Here is an 18,745-nt window from a genome sequence, read left to right on the forward strand (position 1 = left end):
GAGACACGTCTCGACCGGCTCGGCCGACGGCTGCTAGCCCAGGTAGGAGTCCCAGTCGATCTCCTGCAGGTCGCCCGGTCCGTCGAGGACCGCGGCGGCGCCGGCCGCGAGCAGCTCCTCGCGGCCGAACCCGCCGGTGAGCACCCCGAGGCAGGGCAGGCCAGCGCGGGCCGCGGCCTCCACGTCGTACGGCGTGTCGCCGACGAACACCGCCCGCTCGACGCCCCCGAGGCGCGCGAGCGTCTCCCCGACCAGGTCCGGCTCGGGCTTGGAGGCCTCGGCGTCCTCGGAGGTGGTGAGCAGGTCGATGTCCTCGCCGATCCCGACCAGCTCGACGGCCTCCCGGGAGAACTGCGGGTCCCCGGAGGAGGCGAGGGCGACGCGGTGGCCGCGCCCGCGCAGGTCGCGGACCAGATCGGCGGCGCCGGGCAGCGGGAGCACCTCCTCGCGCAGCGCGGCGTACTCCTCCTTCCAGGCCGCGCGCAGCTTGTCCCCGGAGCGCTGCTCGACCTCCTCGCCGGCGACATGGGCGACGAGCTTGTCGCCGCCCATGCCGATCGTGCGGTGGATGCGCCAGATCGGCGGGGCGGTCTCGTGGCGCGCGAAGGCGCGGTGCCAGGCGAGGGCGTGGTGGTAGGTCGAGTCGACGAGGGTCCCGTCGATGTCCAGCAGCACGGCGGTGGTGGAGTCGCTCATCGCGGGCCGGTACCCGGTCGCGGCGCCGCATGCGCCGGGTCTGCTCGGGATACCGCGCGGGCACGACCACGAGCGGGCACGACCACGAACCGGAGGAGAGCGGATGCGCATCGGGTTCTTCCTGTCCACCGAGGAGTACACCCCCGCCGAGCTGGTCGCCCAGGCCCGCGCGGCCGAGCAGGCCGGGTTCGAGGCGCTGTGGATCAGCGACCACTTCCACCCCTGGAACAACGAGCAGCGCAACAGCCCGCACGTGTGGAGCGTGATCGGCGCGGTCAGCCAGGTCTGCGATCTCCACGTGACCACGGCCGTCACCTGCCCCACGGTGCGCCTGCACCCCGCGATCGTCGCCCAGGCGGCCGGCACCTGCGCGGAGCTGCTCGAGGGCCGATTCACCCTCGGGGTCGGCACCGGGGAGGCGCTCAACGAGAACATCCTCGGCGGGGCGTGGCCCAGCGCCGACGTACGCCTGGAGATGCTCGAGGAGGCCGTGGAGGTGATCCGGAGGCTGTGGACCGGCGAGGTGGTCAGCCACCGCGGCCGGCACTACACCGTCGAGCACGCGCGGATCTACAACGTGCCCGCGACCCCTCCGGAGATCTTCGTCTCGGCCTTCGGCCCCAAGGCGGTCGAGGTCGCGGCGCGCATCGGCGACGGCTACATCGGGACCTCGCCGGACGCCGACCTTGTCGGAGCGTTCAAGAAGGCCTCCGGGGGCCGGCCGGCCCAGGGCGGGGCCAAGGTGGCCTTCGCCCCGACCAAGGAGGAGGGCTGGGAGCACGCCCACCGGCTGTGGCCGAACGCGGGCCTGCCCGGCGAGATGGCGCAGATCCTGCCGACGCCGGAGCACTTCGAACAGGCGACCCAGCTGGTCACGATGGAGTCCACCCGCGAGTCCGCAGTCGCGGGCAACGACCCGGCGGACCACGTCGCCCTGGTGCGCCAGTACGCCGAGGCGGGCTACGACGAGCTGTACGTGGCCAACATGGGCCCGTACACCCTGGCGATGATCGAGTTCTACGGTGAGCACGTCCTGCCCGCCGTGCACGAGGAGAGGACCGGCTGATGGCGAGGAACGAGACCCTGATCCAGGCGAGCCCCGAGCGGGTCTGGGAGGTGCTCGCCGACGGCTGGACCTACCCGCTGTGGGTGGTCGGCGCCTCCCGGATGCGCGCGGTGGAGGAGGGCTGGCCCGAGGCCGGCTCCCGGCTGCACCACTCGGTGGGCACCTGGCCGGTGCTCATCGACGACTACACCGAGGTCACCGCGGTCGATCCCGGCGTCTCCCTGACGCTGCGTGCCCGCGCCCAGCCCAGCGGCGTCGCCTCCGTGCGGCTGACCCTGGAGCCCGAGGGCTCCGGCACCCGGGTGGTGATGGAGGAGGACGTGGTGTCCGGCCCGGGCACGCTGATGCCGAAGCCGCTGCGCGACGCCGCGCTGTCGTGGCGCAACGACGAGAGCCTGCGGCGCCTCGCCTACGTCGCCGAGCGTCCGGTCACGGCCGCCAGTGACTGACTGGGACGCGGTCGTCGTCGGCGCCGGCCCCAACGGCCTGGTCGCGGCGAACCTGCTCACCGACGCGGGCTGGTCGGTGCTCGTGCTCGAGGCCCAGGAGACCCCCGGCGGGGCGGTGCGCAGCGACCGCGACGTGCACCCCGACTTCGTGCACGACACGATGAGCTCGTTCTACCCGCTCGCGGCCGCCTCCCCGGTGGTGCGCGGGCTCGGGCTGGAGGAGCACGGGCTGACCTGGAGCCACGCGCCGGCCGTCCTGGGGCACTTCGACCCCGCGTCGCAGCGCTGGGCGACGCTGCACCGTGACCGGGAGCTGACCGCCGCCGGTCTGGAGGACCTGCACCCCGGCGACGGCGAGGCCTGGCTGGAGCTGTGCCGCACCTGGGACGTCGTGGGGGACTCCCTCGTCGGGGCGCTGCTGTCGCCGTTCCCGCCGGTGCGCAGCGGGATCTCCGCCGCGCTCGCCGTACGACGTGCCGGCGGCCTGGACCTGGTCCGCACGCTGCTGACGCCCGCGTCGTCGCTGGCCCGTGAGCGGTTCGGCAGCGAGGCCGCACGCCTGCTGATCGCCGGCAACGCCAGCCACGCCGACATCCCGCTCGACGCGCCCGGCTCCGGGCTGATGGCGGTCCTGCTGGCGATGCTCGGCCAGACCGTGGGCTGGCCGGTGCCGCAGGGCGGGGCCGGCCGCCTGGCCGAGGCGCTGGTACGCCGCCTGGAGTCCCGGGGCGGCACGCTGCGCTGCTCCGCGGAGGTGGTCGGGGTCGAGGTGGACCGGGGCCGGGCACGCGGCGTGCGGCTCGCGGACGGCGAGCGGATCCGCGCCCGGGCCGTGCTCGCCGACGTGGCCGCGCCGCGGCTCTACGGCGGGCTGGTGCGCCCCGAGGACCTGCCCGCGCGCACCCTGCGCCGGATGCAGGACTTCCAGATGGACCCCTCGACGATCAAGGTCGACTGGGCGCTCTCCGGGCCGGTGCCGTGGGCGGTCGCGCCGCCCCAGGCCCCGGGCACCGTGCACGTGGCCGACTCCGTGGCCGAGCTGACCGAGACCTACGCCCAGATCGAGGCCGGCGCGGTGCCGGCGCGCCCGTTCCTGCTGCTGGGGCAGATGACGACCACCGACCCGGTCCGCTCGCCGGCCGGTACGGAGTCGGTGTGGGCCTACACCCACATGCCCCAGGACGTGCGCCGCGACGCCGGCGAGGACGGGATCACCGGCCGCTGGGACCACGACGACCTCGAACGCCTGGCCGACCGGATGCAGGCACGCGTGGAGCAGCTGGCTCCCGGATTCGGGGACCGGGTCACCGCGCGGCGGATCCTGGGCCCGCACGAGCTCGAGGCGCGCAACGCCAACCTGATCGGCGGCGCCCTCGGCGGCGGCACCGCCCAGCTGCACCAGCAGCTGGTGTTCCGTCCGGTCCCCGGCCTGGGCCGTGCCGAGACGCCGGTGCGTGGGCTGTTCCTGGCCTCGGCCTCGGCGCACCCCGGCGGCGGCGTGCACGGCGCCGCCGGCAGCAACGCCGCGCGCGCGGCGATCCTGGCCCGGCGGGTGCGCCGGGTCTAGCCGGCGCCGTCAGCTGCCCACTACCCACCCTGACCCACCCTGACTGAGGAGGACCCATGCGCGTGGTCGTCACCGGCGCGTCCGGCAACGTCGGTACGGCGCTCGCGCGCCGGCTGCGGGCGGGCGGTCACGAGGTGGTCGGGATCGCCCGGCGCCCACCGGCCCGGCAGGTCGTCGACGGACCGCAGGAGTGGGTGCGCGCCGACCTGTCTCGCGAGTGCCACGACGTGCTGGTCGACGCCTTCCGCGGCGCCGACGCCGTCGTCCACCTGGTCTGGGGCTTCCAGCCGACCCACCGCATCGACTACCTCGAGGAGGTCGGGGTCGGCGGGACCCGGCGGGTGCTCGACGCGGTCGGGGACGCCGGCGTGGGGCACCTGCTGCACCAGTCCTCGATCGGGGCGTACTCCCCGCGCCTGGACGACCGGCCGGTCACCGAGGACTGGCCCACGGACGGGATCCAGGCCTCGCCGTACAGCCGGCACAAGTCCGCCGCGGAGCGGCTGCTCGACGACTTCGAGGCGGGCCACGGCGTGGTGGTCAGCCGCACCCGGCCCGGCATCATCGGCCAGCGCAGCGCGAGCAGCGCCCAGCTGCGCTACTTCCTGCCCACCGTGGTGCCGGCGCGGGTGCTGCGTCACGTGCCGGTGCTGCCGCTGGACCGGCGGGTGACCCTGCAGGTGGTCCACGCCGACGACGTCGCCGACGCGATGGTGCGGATCCTCGAGGCGAGGGCGCCGGGCGCGTTCAACCTCGCCACCGAGCCGCTGCTGCGCCACGCCGACATCGCCTCGGTGCTCGGCGCGCGCCCGGTGCACGTGCCCTTCGCGGTGCTGCGCGCGGCCGCCGACCTCACCTGGCGCGCCCACCTGCAGCCGCTGGACCCCGGATGGGTCGACATGGCCCTCGGCGTCCCGGTCCTCGACTCGACCCGTGCCCGCACCGAGCTCGGGTGGCGCCCGCGCCGGGCCGCGCACGACGTGCTGGCCGAGGCGGTCGCGGGCATGGCGGACGCGGCCCACGGCGACGCGGAGGTGCTGCGCGAGCGCACCATCGCCGACGGGCTGCGCCGGGCGGTGAGGCAGGGCCCGGTGAGCCGGCGGCGCCTGCCCTGAACCCTCGCCTGAAGCCTCCGGAGAACCCTGCCGTGAACGGAGTGCCGCAGGGCCGCGCATGAGCACCGCGACGGCGGAGACCGGGCGACATGGACTCCCACACCGACGCCCCGCTCGCCCCGCTCGCCCTGGTCACCGGCGCCTCGACCGGCATCGGACTTGCCCTGGCCCGCCAGTTCGCCGATCACGGGTTCGACCTCGTGGTGGTCGCGGAGGAGGACCGCATCCACGACGTCGCCCGCGAGCTCGCGTCGTCCGGGCGCCGCCGGGTGGTCCCGGTTCAGGCCGACCTGCGCACCGCGGCCGGGGTCGACAGCACCTGGGCGACGGTGGACGCCACCGGCGCGCGCCTCGAGGCGGTCGCCCTCAACGCCGGGGTCGGCGTCAGCGGCCGCTTCGACCAGATCCCGCTGCAGGACGACCTCAGCGTGGTCGACCTCAACGTCCGTTCGACGGTCCACCTGGCCAAGCTGGCGACCCGGGTCATGGTCTCCGCCGGGCGCGGGCGGGTGCTGATCACCTCCTCGATCGCGGCCGTCGCGCCCGGGCCCTTCCAGGCGACGTACGCCGCCTCGAAGGCGTTCGTGCACTCCTTCGCCGAGGGCCTGCGCCAGGACCTGCGCGACACCGGGGTGACGGTGACCTCGATGATGCCCGGCCCGACCGACACGGAGTTCTTCGCCCGCGCCGACATGGAGGACACCCCGCTGGGCCGGATGAAGGGCAAGGACGACCCGGAGACGGTCGCCAAGGAGGGCTTCGAGGCGATGATGGCCGGACGCTCGAGCGTGGTGCCGGGGTCGTTCAAGAACCGGCTCCAGGCCGAGATCGGCACCCACCTGCCCGATGCCCTCGCCACCCCGCTCCTGGCCCGCCTGACGAAGCCCCGAGACTGAGCAGAGCGGGAGCGAGGTCACCCCTGCGGGCGTCGTGCCGGGGTGGGCACTCGGGTACCGCGAGCCAGTGACCACGACCAGCAGCGCCCCCGGGAAGCCCCGGCGCGCGACCCCCACCGATCGCCCGGTCCGGGTGGCCTCGGTGCCCTCCGGGCACGTCTACGTCCGCCACCTCGCACCTGAGGACGGCCCCGCGCCGTACCGCCTGCCCGACCCGGACCCGTCCCGCCCGGACCGGCCGGCCGGCGCGACCTGGTGGCCGCCGGTGATGCTCGACCCCGAGTGGGCCGCGGGGGCCGACTTCGACCTGTTCCACCTGCACTTCGGCTTCGACGCCTGCGAGCCGGCCCGGCTGCGCGAGCTGGTGGAGGTGCTGCGCGCCCGGCGCGCGCCGTTCGTCTACACCGTCCACGACCTGCGCAACCCCCATCACGTCGACCGGGCCGCGCACGACGCGCACCTGGACCTGCTGGTCCCGGCTGCCGACGCGCTGATCACCCTGACCCGCGGCGCGGCCGACGAGATCGCCCCGCGCTGGGGCCGTGAGGCGCTGGTCGTGCCGCACCCGCACGTGGTCGACCTGCCCACGATGGCGCGTCTGCAGCGCGAGCGCGCGGCCCGGCCGGGGACGCCTTTCCGGGTCGGCGTGCACGTGAAGAGCCTGCGCGCCAGCATGGACCCGCTCGCGATCCTGCCGACCCTGGTCGAGACGGTGGGCGCGCTGCCCGACGCAGTGCTGCAGGTCAACGCCCACCGCGACGTCCTCGACGACGACGGCGCGCGGCGCGACGACGCGCTGGCGAGGTACCTGCACGAGGAGGCCGCGCGCGGTCGCCTCGAGCTGCGCGTGCACGACTACCTCTCCGACGACGACCTGTGGGCCTACCTCGCCTCGCTCGACGTCTCGGTGCTGCCCTACCGCTTCGGCACCCACTCCGGGTGGCTGGAGGCCTGCCGCGACCTCGGCACCACGGTCGTGGCGCCGACGTGCGGCCACTTCGCCGACCAGGGGCCGGTGCTGAGCTACGGCCACGACGAGCAGGGCGCGGACACCGCCTTGCTGGCGGCCGCGATCCGCGAGGCCTGGAGCAGCCGGCCGCAGTACGGCGCGAGCGTGGCCGAGCGCCGTGCGCAGCGCGCCGAGGTCGCGGCGACCCACGACGCCCTCTACCGCACGTTGCTGGGGTGAGCGCGTGCGCGTGTGCCTGATCGCCTCGAGCCGCTACCCGGTGCGTGAGCCCTTCGCCGGCGGCCTGGAGGCGCTGACCCACCAGCTCGCCCGGCAGCTGGCCGCCCGTGGCCACGAGGTGTCCCTCTTCGCGGCCTCCGGCAGCGACCCCGACCTCCCGGTCACGCTCATCGACGCCGGCACCTTCGAGCCCAGCCCCGCCGCGCAGCGCGACGTCAACGCCCCCGCGGCGAGCTGGATGGCCGAGCACCACGCCTACCTGACGTTGATGCTCGACCTGGCCCGGGACGGCGCCGGCCGCTTCGACCTGGTCCACAACCACAGCCTCCACCACCTGCCGGTGGCGATGGCGCCGATGCTCGAGATCCCGTTGCTCACCACCCTGCACACCCCGCCGGTGCCTTGGCTGGAGTCGGCGATCGCGACCGCCCCGGGCGCCTCGTCGTTCACCGCGGTCAGCCGTCGTACGGCCGAGGCGTGGTCGCACGTGGTCGCCAGCGACACCGTGCTCAACGGCGTGGACGTCGACACCTGGCGCCTCGGTCCCGGCGGCGGGCCGGCGGTCTGGTCGGGGCGGCTGGTGCGCGAGAAGGCGCCGCACGTCGCGATCGACGCGGCGCGGGCGGCCGGGATCCCGATCGTGCTGGTCGGGCCCGCCCCGGACCCCGACTACTTCGAGGACTGCGTCGCACCCCGGCTCGGCGAGGACGCCGTGTACGCCGGCCACCTCGACCACCGGGCCATCGCCGGGCTGCTCGGCAGCGCCTCCGTTGCCGTGGTGACCCCGGAGTGGGACGAGCCCTACGGGCTGGTCGCCGCCGAGGCGATGGCGTGCGGGACCCCGGTCGCGGCCTACGCCCGGGGCGCGCTGCCCGAGCTGGTCGACGCCAGCGTCGGTGCGCTCGCGCGGCCCGGCGACACCGCCGATCTCGCGGCCGCGATCGACCGCGCCCGCCGGTGCGACCGCCGCGCGGTGCGCCGCCATGCCGTCGAACGGTTGTCCGCGGACCGGATGGTGAGCGAGTACGAGCAGCGCTACGCCCGCCTGGTCGGGGTCGGGGTCGAGGCCGCGTGAACGCGAGGGTGACGGCGTGATCGGCTACTACGTGCACCACCAGGGCCGCGGGCACCTGCACCGCGCGCTGGCGGTGCAGCAGGCGCTCGAGGAGCCGGTCACGCTGCTCTCCTCGCTGGCCCCGCCCGTCGGTCACACGGAGGCCTGGGTGCACCTGGACCGTGACGACCTCGGCACCGACCCGCGCGATCCCACCGCCGCCGGGCGGCTGCACTGGGTGCCGGTGGGCGACGACGGGCTGGCCGTGCGGATGCAGCAGCTGTCGGCCTGGCTGGCCACCGCCCGCCCGCGCCTGCTGGTGAGCGACGTGTCGGTCGAGGTGGCGCTGCTGGCCCGGCTCCACGGCGTACCGGTGGTGGGGGTGGTGCTGCCCGGGCGCCGCGACGATGCCGCGCACCTGCTGGGCTTCGACGTCGCGGACCGGCTGGTCGGCATGTGGCCGCCTGCGGCGACGCCGGCGATGCTGCCCGGCCTCCCGGCCCACGTCGTACGACGGGTGGAGGCGGTCGGCGCCCTGTCGCGCCAACCCCTCCGCGAGCCCGGCGTACGCCGTCCCGGGCCGCCGCGGGTCGTGCTGCTCGGCGGTGCCGGCGGCTCGGCGATCTCCGCGGACGCCGTGACGGCCGCGATGCGCTCGGCGCCGGGATGGGAGTGGCAGGTCTGCGGCCCGCCCGGCCCGTGGGTGGAGGACCCGCACGCGCTGGTCCGCGACGCCGACGTGGTGATCACCCACGCCGGTCAGAACGCGGTCGCCGAGGTCGCCGCGGCCCGGCGACCGGCGGTGCTGGTGCCCCAGGACCGCCCGCACGACGAGCAGCGCGTGTCCGCCGCCGCCCTCGGCGCGGGCGGCTGGCCGGTGCTGGTGGAGGGGACCTTCCCCACGGACGGCTGGGCCGCCCGCCTCGAGCGTGCTGCGTCGCTCGACGGCCGGATCTGGGAGGGCTGGTGCGACGGCGCGGCCGCGCAGCGGTTCGCCGCGGTGCTGTCAGGTGACCCGGTGATGGGGGCGCCGGCGTGAGCGGCGTGGCGGTGGTGACCGTCGTGCACGGGCGCCACGCGCACCTGCGCGCGCAGCAGGCCACGCTGGCGCGCGGCGAGGTGGTGCCGGACCTCTACGTCGTGGTGGCGATGGGCGATCCCCAGATCGAGGGAGTGCTGGCGGACGGCGGCGTACGCCCGCGGTGCGTGCCGCTCGCCGCCGACCCGCGGCGGCTGCCGCTCGCGGCCGCACGCAACACCGGCTTCGAGACCGCACGGGCCGCGGGCTGCGACGTGGTGATCGGCCTCGACGTGGACTGCCTGGCCGGGTCCGGGCTGGTCGCGGGCTATGCGCGGGCCGTGCGGGAAGATCCCGACCGGGTGTGGTCCGGCCCGGTCACCTACCTGCCGCCGTCCGGGCCCGGGGGCTATCCGCTCGACCGGCTGTCCGAGCTCGACGACCCCCACCCGGCCCGTCCGGCGCCGGCACCCGGCGAGGTCGCGACCGGGGGAGAGCCCGACCTGTTCTGGTCGCTGTCCTTCGCCCTCTCGGCAGCGGCCTGGGAGCGCACGGGCGGCTTCGACGAGGCCTACGTCGGCTACGGCGCCGAGGACACCGACTTCGGTCGACGGGTGGTGCGCGCGGGCCTCGACCTGGCCTGGGTCGGTGCCGCGAGGGCCTACCACCAGCACCACCCGGTGAGCAGCCCGCCGGTGGAGCACCTCGACGACATCCTGCGCAACGGCCGCCTCTACCGCGCCCGCTGGGGCAGCTGGCCGATGCGCGGCTGGCTGGAGGAGTTCGAGCGCCGCGGCCTGGTCGCCCGCCGTGGCGAGGACTGGATGCGCCTCGGCTGACCCTGCCGCTTCCGCCGGGGCGCGGCGTCGTGGCCGCGGGTGGGTACCGGCCCGGCGTGTACGAGGACGAGAAGCCATGTCAGGTCTGCGGGTCCGCGGTGCGGCTGCGGGCGCGGGAGGACGTCGGGGCGGCGGAGGCCGCGAGCGACGGGCCGGTGGGACCGCCGGACGGGGTGGTCGGCGCGGGGGACGAGCCGGTGGACCAGCGGGTGTGCCAGAACCCCGACTGCCCGACCAACACCCGGCGCGGCGGCCCCCGCCCCTGACCCGGGGCCCCGGTCAGCGCGCCACGGCCTCCTCGTCGGTACGACGGGCAGTGGCGGCGCCGCGGCGCTGGAGCAGCTGGCCGACGATGACGAGCACGGCGCCGAAGGCCAGGAACCCGAGGTCCCACGACAGCGGCCCGCCCAGGTCGTCGCGCACGTGGTGCACCCCGAGGATCTGGTGGTCGACGATCCCCTCGACGAGGTTGAACAGGCCCCAGCCGCTCAGCAGCCCGCCGACGTGGAAGGTCCACGACGGCGCGAGCCGACCTTGGCGCCACAGCGCGACGGTCACGATCGAGGCTGCGACGACGATGAACCACGCGAAGAGGTGGAAGAAGCCGTCGGCCATCGTGTTGACCTCCAGCCCGGCGAGGGTCTTCGGGTCCTCGGAGGTGGCGCTGGCCATGTGGTGCCACTGCAGGATCTGGTGCAGGACGATGCCGTCGATGAACCCGCCCAGGCCGATGCCGAACATCAGGCCCGGTGCGGGCGAGGGGCGCTCGTGGCGTCGCGGGCTCGTGTCGCTCATGCCCCACCGGTTCCCGCGGCCACGCCCGGTCACGCGTGTCGATCGCCTCAGCGGGTGACGATCCGCTTCCAGGGCCCGCGCGGGACGTCCCGCGCATCCACGAAGCGCCAGTCCACCCGGTCGCGCTGGCCGTTGAGCGAGCGGAAGCGCAGGCATCCGTTGAGGGCGGGGGAGACGTCCATGCCGGCGTTGTTGTAGCGCCTCGAGGCCGGCCGGGCGTCGCGGTGGCCGAAGACGTAGCGCACGTCGTGGTACCTGCCCGGCCCGGCGTCCTGGATCTGGCCGTAGCAGGTGCGCCCGCGCGAGCGGAGCTGCACCCAGCGGTTCTTCATCAGGCTCACGTCGCGGTCGTCGACCAGGTCGGCGTACCGGGGCCGGGTCGCCCACGGGACGACCTCGCCGCGGCGACGGAAGCCGATCTTGTCGTTGAGGTCGTCGTAGGGCACGTCGAGGTAGAAGGGGTTCTGCTTCGGCGTCATGTGCCGGGGGAACCAGCCGTCGCGCTTGAACCGCCGCTCGGTGCGGCAGACCCCGCCCCGGATCCGACCGTCGCAGCCGCCGTAGCTGGCGTACCAGTCGTCGTCGTAGGTGGAGATCATCTGGCTGCCGTCGGGGGCGTCGGGGTCGAAGATCTCGCCCACCCAGAAGGTCGTGGCCACGATCCGTGTGTGCCAGGGGTACGCCGCGGGCTTGGCCGCCGCGTCGCCGGCTGCCGCGCGCTCGGGCACTGGGCTGTCCGACACCGGAGCGGCGCCGGCCGGACCGGTGACGACCAGGGCCAGGGCGGCGACGAGGCCGGCGACGAGGCTCGCGAGCAGGCGGAGGGACACGGGTGATCGGGGCATGCGGACCTCCGGAGGATGGGTGCGAACGCGCGTCACGCTAGCGCCAACCAGTCCGAGGGTTCACTGGGAAGGGCGGGGCCACCGAGACGAGGGAGCAGTCATGCGCGGAGTGGTGATGCACGGGCCCGGCGACGTACGCGTGGAGGAGCGCCCGGATCCACGGATCGAGGAGCCGACCGACGCGATCATCCGGGTCTCGGCGAGCTGCATCTGCGGCAGCGACCTGTGGCCCTACCGCGGCGCCGAGCCGGTCGAGGACCAGGTGATGGGGCACGAGTACGTCGGGGTCGTGGAGGAGGTCGGCGCCGACGTGCGCAGCGTCAAGGTGGGCGACTTCGTCGTCGGATCGTTCTGGGCCTCCGACAACACCTGCGAGATCTGCCGGTCCGGCTACCAGGCCTACTGCGTGCACCGGGTGCTCATGGGGACGATCGGCACCCAGGCGGAGCGGGCCCGGATCCCGCTCGCCGACGGCACCCTGGTCGCCACCCCCGGGCCGCCGGACGAGGCACTGGTGCCCTCGCTGCTGGCGGCCTCCGACGTGCTCGGCACCGGTTGGTTCGCGGCCACCGCCGCCGAGGCCGGGCCCGGGCGGACCGTGGCCGTGGTGGGCGACGGCGCGGTCGGGCTGCTGGCCGTGCTCGCCGCGCGCCAGCTCGGCGCGGAGCGGGTGGTGGCCTTCAGCCGGCACCCCGAGCGCCAGGCGCTCGCCCGCGAGTTCGGCGCCACCGACATCGTCGAGGAGCGCGGTCGGGACGGGGCTGCGCGCGTCAGCGAGCTCACCGACGGTCTCGGGGCGCACTCGGTCGTCGAGGCGGTCGGCACCCAGGAGTCGATGCTCCAGGCGATGCACTCCACCCGGCCCGGTGGGCACATGGGCTTCGTCGGCGTCTCGCACGGCGTGGCGCTCCCGGGGGAGGACCTGTTCATGGCCGGCATCCACCTCCACGGCGGTCCGGCCCCGGTGCGGCGGTTCCTGCCCGACCTCGTGCGACGCATCTGGGACCGCGAGATCGACCCCGGTCGGGTCTTCGACCGGGTCCTGCCGCTGGCGCGCGCCGCCGAGGGCTACCAGGCCATGGACGACCGAACGGCGATCAAGGTCCTGCTCACGCCGTGACCCACGGTCCGTGCGGCTAGTCGAGCGTCCCGGTCACGGTGCCGAGCGCGAGCGCGAGGATGAGGGCCCAGCCACCGCCCGTGCGAGGCGCCATCGGCGCGGCCACCGGCTTGCGCGACAGCGCCCCGGAGAGCACCAGGAAGGCGATCGCGCCGATCGGCCCGGTCAGCAGGAGCAACCAGAACCATCCCCACGGGGTCACCCGGCGCGGCTCCGGTCCCACCGCGAGCAGCAGCACGGTGCCGAGCCAGAGAGCGAGGTAGGCCCCCGCGGGCCGTGCCGGCACCTCCCAGCCCAGGTACGTGGCGCTGACGCCGAGGCCGCCGCCGTCGCCGTCGCGGGAGATCGGCGTGATCTCGAGGCCGGGGTCGAGGGCGCGCAGCGCGTCCGGCACCGGTCGGCGGAGCACCGCGGAGGTGCCGTCGCCCCACGAGCCGGCCTGGCGCCCCCGGACCTCCAGGACCGAGGTGGTGTGGCGAACCAGGCCGTCGCGCCAGCGGATCTCGACGGTGCGCTGACCGTTGGTCGTCCGTGGCCGGAGACTGGGAGACACCTGGACGTCGGTGGCGTCGCCGGAGCGGACCGCGGAGACGAGGTCGGAGTACGACGACGTGCGGTGGCCCTGGGCCACCGTGGCCACCAGGAGAGCGGCCCAGCCCACGAGGAGCACCACGGCGACCGCCTGGGTCACCCGCAGGCGCCGCACATCCCGGGTCCGGGGCGTGAGGACCGGTGGGTGCGCCACCTCGGTGTCAGGCGCGGGGGGCGGTGCGGTGCTCAGGGCGGGTCCTCTCAGCGGATTGCTCCGCTGAGCCTAGGGGAGCGTGGCTCCCCGTGACCCGGGAACGGTCTGCCTCCGGCCGCCCCCGGGTGCACCCCTTCCGGGGCCCTCTCCGTGGGCCCCTTCCCTGGACTCCTGTGTGGCGCCGTGCCCGGCGCGCGCCGTACCGACCGGCGTCGAGGGGTGGAATCTCCATGGTCCGCCCGCGGCCCCGGCACGGCAAGGGGCAGGCCCCGGGAACAGTGAGAAGGTGGCGGGGTGAGCGCGCCGCGACAGGCCCCCGAGGATGGGCTCGGCCCCGCGCGCACCGGCCTGCTCGTCCTCGCCGTCGCCGTCTTCGCCGCCGTGACCACCGAGCTGCTGCCGGTCGGTCTGCTGCCCCAGATCAGCGCGGCGTTCGGTGTGAGCGACGCGGAGGCAGGGCTGCTGGTGAGCGCGTACGCCGGCATGGTCGCGGTGCTGTCGGTCCCGCTGGCGCTCGCGACCCGGCGGCTGCCGCGCAAGCCGGTCCTGCTCGCGACCATCGGTGGCTACCTGGTGAGCAACGCGATCGCGGCAGTGGCGCCGAGCTTCGCCGTCCTCGCCGCCGGGCGGGTCATCGGCGGCCTCACCCACGCCCTGTTCTTCTCGGTCTGCATCGGATATGCGACCCGGCTCGTCCCGGCGGGCCGGACCGGCCGGGCGTTGGCACTCGCGTCGGCCGGGATCTCCGGGGGTCTGGTGCTGGGGGTGCCCCTCTCCACGGCGCTCGGCGACGCCTTCGGCTGGCGGCTCGCGTTCGGCGCCCTCGCCGCGGTGGTCGCGCTCGTCCTGGTGATGGCCGCGGTGGTGCTGCCGCCCGTCGCCGGACCGCGGGGCGACGACGCGCCGTACCCGGGGCGACGGCGCGACCTCGCGACGGTGGTCGCAGCCAACGGCGTGACCTACCTGGGCACCTACGTCCTCTACACCTACATCAGCGTCCTGCTGCGCGACTCCGGGGCTCCCGGGGGCTGGGTCGGCCCGACCCTGCTGCTCTTCGGCGTGTGCGGGCTGGTCGGTCTGCGCCTCGCCGCGACCCAGCTCGACCACCGCCCGCACGGCAGCGCCGTCGTCATCCCCGCGCTGATGGCCGCCGGCACGGCGGCCGTGGCGCTGGCCTATCCCAGGCTCGGCCTCGTGGTCCTCGCCGGCATGGTCTGGCTGGCCGCCTTCGGACCGGCCGCGTCGCTGTATCAGTCGGCGTCGGTGCGGACGTCGTCGAGCACGCCCGAGACCGCCGGCGCGTGGATCAACGCCAGCAGCAACGCGGGCATCGGCGGCGGTGCGGCCGTCGGGGGAGCGGTGATGGCCGCCTCGGGGCTCACCGCGGTCGCGTGGACCTCGGCCGCCATCGTCGCGCTCGCGGCACTCCTCGCCCTGGTGGCCCGCTCGGCCCTCCGGCCTCGGGAGACGGCATCCGGCGGGACGCCGTACACGTCGACGTGAGGTCCGCGGTCGACAGCCGCGCGGTCGGGGGTGGAGGGTGGAAGGGTCCAGGAAGGAGCCGGACATGGGCTGGTATCGCGAACAGGTCGTCCCCCGCCTCATCAACGTGGCCTGTGCCTCGGGGCCGATGACCCACGAGCTCCGCACGCGGGTGTGCTCCGGCCTGGCCGGGGAGGTGGTCGAGATCGGCTTCGGCTCGGGCCTCAACGTGCCGCACTATCCGGCCACCGTGTCGCGGGTCGCGGCCATCGAGCCCTCGGACGTGGCCTGGCGGCTGGCAGCGGACCGGCGCGCGGCCGGGTCGGTCCCGGTCGAGCGCGCCGGGCTGGACGGCCAGTCGCTGCCGTTCGACGACGACACGTTCGACTGCGCGCTCTCCACCTGGACGATGTGCACGATCCCGGATCTCGATGCGGCGCTGGGGCAGCTGCGCCGGGTGCTGCGCCCGGGCGGGACCCTGCACTTCGTCGAGCACGGCCTCGCCCCCGACGAGTCGGTCGCACGCTGGCAGCACCGCCTCGACCCGCTGCAGCAGCGGGTGGCCGGCGGGTGCCACCTGGACCGGCGGATCGTCGAGGCGATCGCGCGCGCGGGATTCACGCCCGGGCACGTCGAGGAGTTCTACGAGAAGGGCGCCCCGAAGGTGTTCGCGGCCGCCCGGCTCGGGGTCGCCGCTGCCTGAGCAGCGGCCCGGTCGGTTCGCCCGCGGGCACGGGCTACCGTGCGCCGTGGACGGCGACGGAAGGGAAGCGATGCACCAGGAGCCCATCGCCCACGAGGCGGCGCTGACGTGACCGGCGACCGTGACCGCAACGCGGCGGGCCGAGCCGAGCAGGCCCGGCCGCGTGACGAGCTCGGCCGGCCGCTGGCGTACGGCGCGGTGGGCGTCGAGCCGATCTCCGAGGAGCCCCGCCCGCCGGCGGAGACCCTCGCCTATGCGCGCCAGCTGCTGGACGAGGGTCGGCCCTTCGCCGCCCACGAGGCCCTCGAGGTGCGGTGGAAGTCGTGCCCGGTTGAGGAGCGCGAGCTGTGGCAGGGCCTGGCCCAGCTGTGCGTGGGGCTCACCCACCACGCGCGCGGCAACGCCGTGGGCGCCTCCCGGCTGGTCGAGCGTGCCGCGGGCCGGTTGTCGGCGTACGAGCTGGGCGGTGGTCCGACGTACGGTCTCGACCTCGCCGCGCTCATCGGGTGTGCCCGGGGACGGGTCGCGCACGGGTGAGCGCCGGCGTCCGACCGAAGGCGGAGAAGGGAGCCTGATCGCATGCCGGTGCACCACCTCTACCTCGCGCGGCACGCCGAGCCGGACAGCAACGGCGCGTTGACCGAGCGCGGGCACCAGCCGGAACAGGCCACGGCGAGCGCGGCAGCCACCATCTCGTCGTGACCCACGCCCTCACCAGCGGCTGGCTGGTGCGCCATGCGTGCGCGGCCCCGCCGTGGCGGTGTCCGGCGGCGTACCGTGACCGCCGTGGCCGACCCGAGGCACTTCGACGCGCATGCCGCGGACTACGAGCGTCATCGACCGCCGTACCCCGAGCAGCTCTGGGTCCGGCTGTACGAGCTGGGGGTGCTGCGGAGTGGTCGCCGCGTCCTCGACCTGGGCGCCGGGACGGGGGAGGCCGCCGTACGGCTGGTCTCGGCCGGAGCGGTGGTGACCGCAGTTGAGCCGGGCAGTTCCTTGGCCGCCCGGCTACGCCGTCGGGTGCCGGCGGCGGAGGTCATGATCGCCACGGCGGAGGAGGCGGTCCTTCCGGAGGCGGCCTTCGACCTCGCAGTGGCGGCCACGGCTGCGCACTGGTTCGACCTCGACATCGTGCTGCCGAAGCTGCACCGAGCGCTACGTCCCGGTGGCCGGCTGGCGGTCTGGCGGACCGTCTTTCGCGACCCCGAGGCGGACACCGCCTTCCGGCGGCGGGTGGCGCGGATCATGGCGAGCGGTCCGCGGGTCTCGCGCCCCGATGCACTCGACCTCGACCGCTGGGTCCGCGAGCTCACCGCCGGCGGCTACTTCGTGGAGCGGCACGCTGAGGTGTTCCGGTGGAGCGTCCAGCTGGACAGTCAGCAGGTCCGTGGCCTGTTCAGCACCTTCAGCGACTGGACCGGCGACGAGGTCGAGGCCGCCGCGCAGGCGGTGGACGACCTCGGCGGTCGGGTCACCGAGCACTACGTGACGCCGCTGCTGGTGCTGGACCGCGTGGCGGCTCGGCGTACTCGGCCTGCAACGCGCGCAGCCTCTTCAACGCCTGCCAGGAGCACCCGGAGATGCTGCGTCCCGCCGGTGACGCCGCGGGCCTGAGGGTGCTCGACGCCGGGTGCAGGAGCGGCAACGCCCGGCTCGTGGGAGCGTGGAACCACGTCGGCCGAGGCGCTGTCCGACCTGCGGGGGGTGAGGGATGCGACGTGGACGGATTCGTCTCGCCGGCGCGCTGCTGTTGGCTGGGCTGGTGGCTGGCGTGGTGGTGCCGCTGCCGGTCGGCCCTGTCTCGGCGGACTGTGCCGCGGGCGTTCTCCGGTTCGAGGACGGCCGCAGTCCACTCGTCCTAGTGCCCGGTGAGGTGGTGACCCTGAGCCCGGGGGCCAGAGACGGTGCTCGACCCCTGTCGTCAGCCGTCTGCCTCGAGCTGGTCGAGGAAGGGCACCATCGTGCGCGCGACGAGGGCCCGACGCGCTGAGAGGGGCAGCATCAGGCACTGGAGGGTGACGCCGTCGACCAGCGCGAAGAGCTGGGCGGCCGCGTGGTCCGACAGTCCCTGGTCGGTGAACCAGTGCCGCAGCTCTTCGTCGAGCCGAGCCGAGGCCGCCGCCAGATCCGCGTCGGCTGCTGCGATGGCGGCGTACGCGAGCCAGACGCGGGCGCGGCGCTCGCGTGGATCGTCCAACGGCAGCCACTGCTCCACGACACCCATCAGGGTGGTGGGCTTCGCGGCCGCGATGTCGGCGAGGAGCTGTTCCCCTGCGTGGTCGAAGGCGGCACGCACCAGCTCGCTCTTCGTGCGGTAGTAGTACTGCACCTGCGCCGCAGACACGCCCGCGGCCGCGGCGACGCTCCGGACGCTGAGCGCGCCGACGCCCTGCTCGGCGAGCACCCTCAGCACGCCGTCGAGCACGCGGGTGGCGCTCATCGGTCCTGTGGCCGCCGCGACCGGACCATCGACCACCCGGTCACGACGAGCTCGATCAGGCCGAGCGCCGCGATCACGAGGCCGGCCTGACGCAGGCCGATCACGGGGGTCTCGACGTCGTGGAACGCGAAGAACATCACCAGCCCGACGAGGATCATGCCCGCGCCGATGCACAGGTCCCGCGCATGTCTGCTCATGAGGCGCCCCCTACCTATACGAATGTATAGGACGAACGTACGACGTGGGCCGTTCGTGCGCAAGCGTCCCGGTCACGCAGGCCTCAGTGAGCGGCCCTCTCCTCGAAGCGCCCGGACGCGGGCAGTCGCTCCTCCGCGACGACGACGTCCTCGTCGTCGAGGTAGACCACCCGGACCGCCTCAGCACCTTGGCGGCGCAGCTCCCACTCGAAGAAGTGCGAGCCGTCGTCGCCGTACCCGCCCCAGCCGCCGAGGCTGTCGAGCTTCTCCTCGCCGCCCTCGGGAATCACCACGACGTGGTCCGTAGGGAACTCCACGCTCGCCGCCCGACCTCGCATGTCGAAGCGGATGGTCAGGTGGTCATCGGTGACAGTCACCCTGCTACGCGTCAGCGTGCAGCCGTCGAAGGCGACCTCGAGGTCGTCGGGGACGCAGGACGGCTGCAGGAACGCCGGCACGCCGGACCCGGACGCCGCCAGCCATGAGGTCGCGTGCGTCGGAGGCATCGGCATGCCGACATCCTGCAGGA

General features: G+C 74.9%; 23 protein-coding genes. 16 read left to right on the top strand and 7 right to left on the bottom strand.

All coding sequences use genetic code 11. The features are described from left to right. Window positions 1-33 precede the first annotated feature (33 nt). Window positions 34-696: an HAD family hydrolase gene (locus tag HBO46_RS08815; protein ID WP_166138800.1), complete on the bottom strand. Its 663-nt coding sequence runs from the start codon at window positions 694-696 to the stop codon at window positions 34-36. A gap of 103 nt (window positions 697-799) precedes the next feature. On the opposite strand from HBO46_RS08815, the gene HBO46_RS08820 reads away from it, so the two are divergent. The 10 genes from HBO46_RS08820 (at window position 800) to HBO46_RS08865 (ending at window position 10,155) form a co-directional block, all read left to right on the top strand. Further along, entirely contained in the window at window positions 800-1,762 is a 963-nt protein-coding gene (locus HBO46_RS08820) for a TIGR03557 family F420-dependent LLM class oxidoreductase (protein WP_166138798.1), read from the top strand. Next, entirely contained in the window at window positions 1,762-2,211 is a 450-nt protein-coding gene (locus tag HBO46_RS08825) for an SRPBCC family protein (protein ID WP_166138795.1), read from the top strand. The genes HBO46_RS08820 and HBO46_RS08825 overlap by 1 nt, the downstream gene beginning before the upstream one ends. Continuing rightward, the gene (locus HBO46_RS08830; protein WP_166138793.1) at window positions 2,204-3,778 is read left to right on the top strand and encodes a phytoene desaturase family protein; all 1,575 of its coding nucleotides are present in this window, start codon (window positions 2,204-2,206) and stop codon (window positions 3,776-3,778) included. The genes HBO46_RS08825 and HBO46_RS08830 overlap by 8 nt, the downstream gene beginning before the upstream one ends. Before the next feature lie 56 nt (window positions 3,779-3,834). Next, entirely contained in the window at window positions 3,835-4,893 is a 1,059-nt protein-coding gene (locus HBO46_RS08835; protein ID WP_166138790.1) for an NAD-dependent epimerase/dehydratase family protein, read from the top strand. A gap of 89 nt (window positions 4,894-4,982) precedes the next feature. Beyond that, window positions 4,983-5,789: an SDR family NAD(P)-dependent oxidoreductase gene (locus HBO46_RS08840; RefSeq protein ID WP_166138787.1), complete on the top strand. Its 807-nt coding sequence runs from the start codon at window positions 4,983-4,985 to the stop codon at window positions 5,787-5,789. 67 nt (window positions 5,790-5,856) lie between these two features. Next, complete coding sequence (locus HBO46_RS08845; protein ID WP_166138785.1) at window positions 5,857-6,978, top strand: glycosyltransferase family 4 protein; 1,122 nt, start codon at window positions 5,857-5,859, stop codon at window positions 6,976-6,978. Window positions 6,979-6,982: 4 nt separating this feature from the next. Continuing rightward, a complete protein-coding gene (locus HBO46_RS08850) occupies window positions 6,983-8,053 on the top strand; it encodes a glycosyltransferase (RefSeq protein ID WP_166138782.1) in 1,071 nt (356 codons plus the stop codon). Window positions 8,054-8,069: 16 nt separating this feature from the next. Further along, window positions 8,070-9,071 (top strand): glycosyltransferase, encoded by a 1,002-nt coding sequence (locus tag HBO46_RS08855; protein ID WP_166138780.1) that lies wholly within the window; start codon window positions 8,070-8,072, stop codon window positions 9,069-9,071. Continuing rightward, the gene (locus HBO46_RS08860) at window positions 9,068-9,889 is read left to right on the top strand and encodes a glycosyltransferase family 2 protein (RefSeq protein ID WP_207950056.1); all 822 of its coding nucleotides are present in this window, start codon (window positions 9,068-9,070) and stop codon (window positions 9,887-9,889) included. Before HBO46_RS08855 ends, HBO46_RS08860 begins: the two co-directional genes overlap by 4 nt. Before the next feature lie 98 nt (window positions 9,890-9,987). After that, entirely contained in the window at window positions 9,988-10,155 is a 168-nt protein-coding gene (locus tag HBO46_RS08865; protein WP_191480220.1) for a hypothetical protein, read from the top strand. A gap of 13 nt (window positions 10,156-10,168) precedes the next feature. Here the strand turns inward: HBO46_RS08865 and HBO46_RS08870 are convergent, their stop codons facing one another. Both HBO46_RS08870 and HBO46_RS08875 read right to left on the bottom strand, forming a co-directional pair. Continuing rightward, window positions 10,169-10,684, bottom strand: coding sequence for a DUF2243 domain-containing protein (locus HBO46_RS08870; RefSeq protein WP_166138774.1), 516 nt, complete (start codon window positions 10,682-10,684; stop codon window positions 10,169-10,171). Between the two features lie 47 nt (window positions 10,685-10,731). Continuing rightward, window positions 10,732-11,529, bottom strand: a complete 798-nt coding sequence (locus tag HBO46_RS08875) for a hypothetical protein (RefSeq protein WP_166138771.1) — start codon at window positions 11,527-11,529, stop codon at window positions 10,732-10,734. A gap of 100 nt (window positions 11,530-11,629) precedes the next feature. On the opposite strand from HBO46_RS08875, the gene HBO46_RS08880 reads away from it, so the two are divergent. Then, a complete protein-coding gene (locus HBO46_RS08880) occupies window positions 11,630-12,649 on the top strand; it encodes a zinc-dependent alcohol dehydrogenase family protein (protein ID WP_191480221.1) in 1,020 nt (339 codons plus the stop codon). 16 nt (window positions 12,650-12,665) lie between these two features. On the opposite strand, the gene HBO46_RS08885 is transcribed toward HBO46_RS08880, so the two are convergent. After that, the gene (locus HBO46_RS08885; RefSeq protein WP_166138769.1) at window positions 12,666-13,340 is read right to left on the bottom strand and encodes a hypothetical protein; all 675 of its coding nucleotides are present in this window, start codon (window positions 13,338-13,340) and stop codon (window positions 12,666-12,668) included. A gap of 348 nt (window positions 13,341-13,688) precedes the next feature. Here HBO46_RS08885 and HBO46_RS08890 point away from each other — a divergent pair, with 348 nt between their 5' ends. From HBO46_RS08890 to HBO46_RS08905, 5 genes are all read left to right on the top strand, one after another. Further along, entirely contained in the window at window positions 13,689-14,897 is a 1,209-nt protein-coding gene (locus HBO46_RS08890) for an MFS transporter (protein ID WP_166138766.1), read from the top strand. A 64-nt stretch (window positions 14,898-14,961) separates the two neighbouring features. Then, window positions 14,962-15,579, top strand: a complete 618-nt coding sequence (locus HBO46_RS08895; RefSeq protein WP_166138763.1) for a class I SAM-dependent methyltransferase — start codon at window positions 14,962-14,964, stop codon at window positions 15,577-15,579. A gap of 108 nt (window positions 15,580-15,687) precedes the next feature. Next, the gene (locus HBO46_RS08900) at window positions 15,688-16,116 is read left to right on the top strand and encodes a DUF309 domain-containing protein (RefSeq protein ID WP_166138760.1); all 429 of its coding nucleotides are present in this window, start codon (window positions 15,688-15,690) and stop codon (window positions 16,114-16,116) included. A 42-nt stretch (window positions 16,117-16,158) separates the two neighbouring features. Further along, the gene (locus HBO46_RS20750) at window positions 16,159-16,281 is read left to right on the top strand and encodes a hypothetical protein (protein ID WP_263457790.1); all 123 of its coding nucleotides are present in this window, start codon (window positions 16,159-16,161) and stop codon (window positions 16,279-16,281) included. Between the two features lie 84 nt (window positions 16,282-16,365). Next, complete coding sequence (locus tag HBO46_RS08905; protein WP_166138757.1) at window positions 16,366-17,193, top strand: class I SAM-dependent methyltransferase; 828 nt, start codon at window positions 16,366-16,368, stop codon at window positions 17,191-17,193. Window positions 17,194-17,500: 307 nt separating this feature from the next. Here the strand turns inward: HBO46_RS08905 and HBO46_RS08910 are convergent, their stop codons facing one another. The 3 genes from HBO46_RS08910 to HBO46_RS08920 all read right to left on the bottom strand — a co-directional run bounded on the left by HBO46_RS08910 (window position 17,501) and on the right by HBO46_RS08920 (window position 18,728). Beyond that, window positions 17,501-18,019: a TetR family transcriptional regulator gene (locus tag HBO46_RS08910; RefSeq protein ID WP_166138754.1), complete on the bottom strand. Its 519-nt coding sequence runs from the start codon at window positions 18,017-18,019 to the stop codon at window positions 17,501-17,503. Further along, window positions 18,016-18,216 carry a DUF5708 family protein gene (locus tag HBO46_RS08915; RefSeq protein WP_166138752.1) on the bottom strand — a complete coding sequence of 67 codons (201 nt, stop codon included), beginning with the start codon at window positions 18,214-18,216 and terminating at the stop codon, window positions 18,016-18,018. Before HBO46_RS08915 ends, HBO46_RS08910 begins: the two co-directional genes overlap by 4 nt. Before the next feature lie 83 nt (window positions 18,217-18,299). Further along, the gene (locus HBO46_RS08920) at window positions 18,300-18,728 is read right to left on the bottom strand and encodes a hypothetical protein (protein ID WP_166138749.1); all 429 of its coding nucleotides are present in this window, start codon (window positions 18,726-18,728) and stop codon (window positions 18,300-18,302) included. Window positions 18,729-18,745: the final 17 nt, after the last annotated feature.

Origin of the sequence: Nocardioides ochotonae, from assembly GCF_011420305.2 — a bacterium.
GTDB lineage: Bacteria > Actinomycetota > Actinomycetes > Propionibacteriales > Nocardioidaceae > Nocardioides > Nocardioides ochotonae.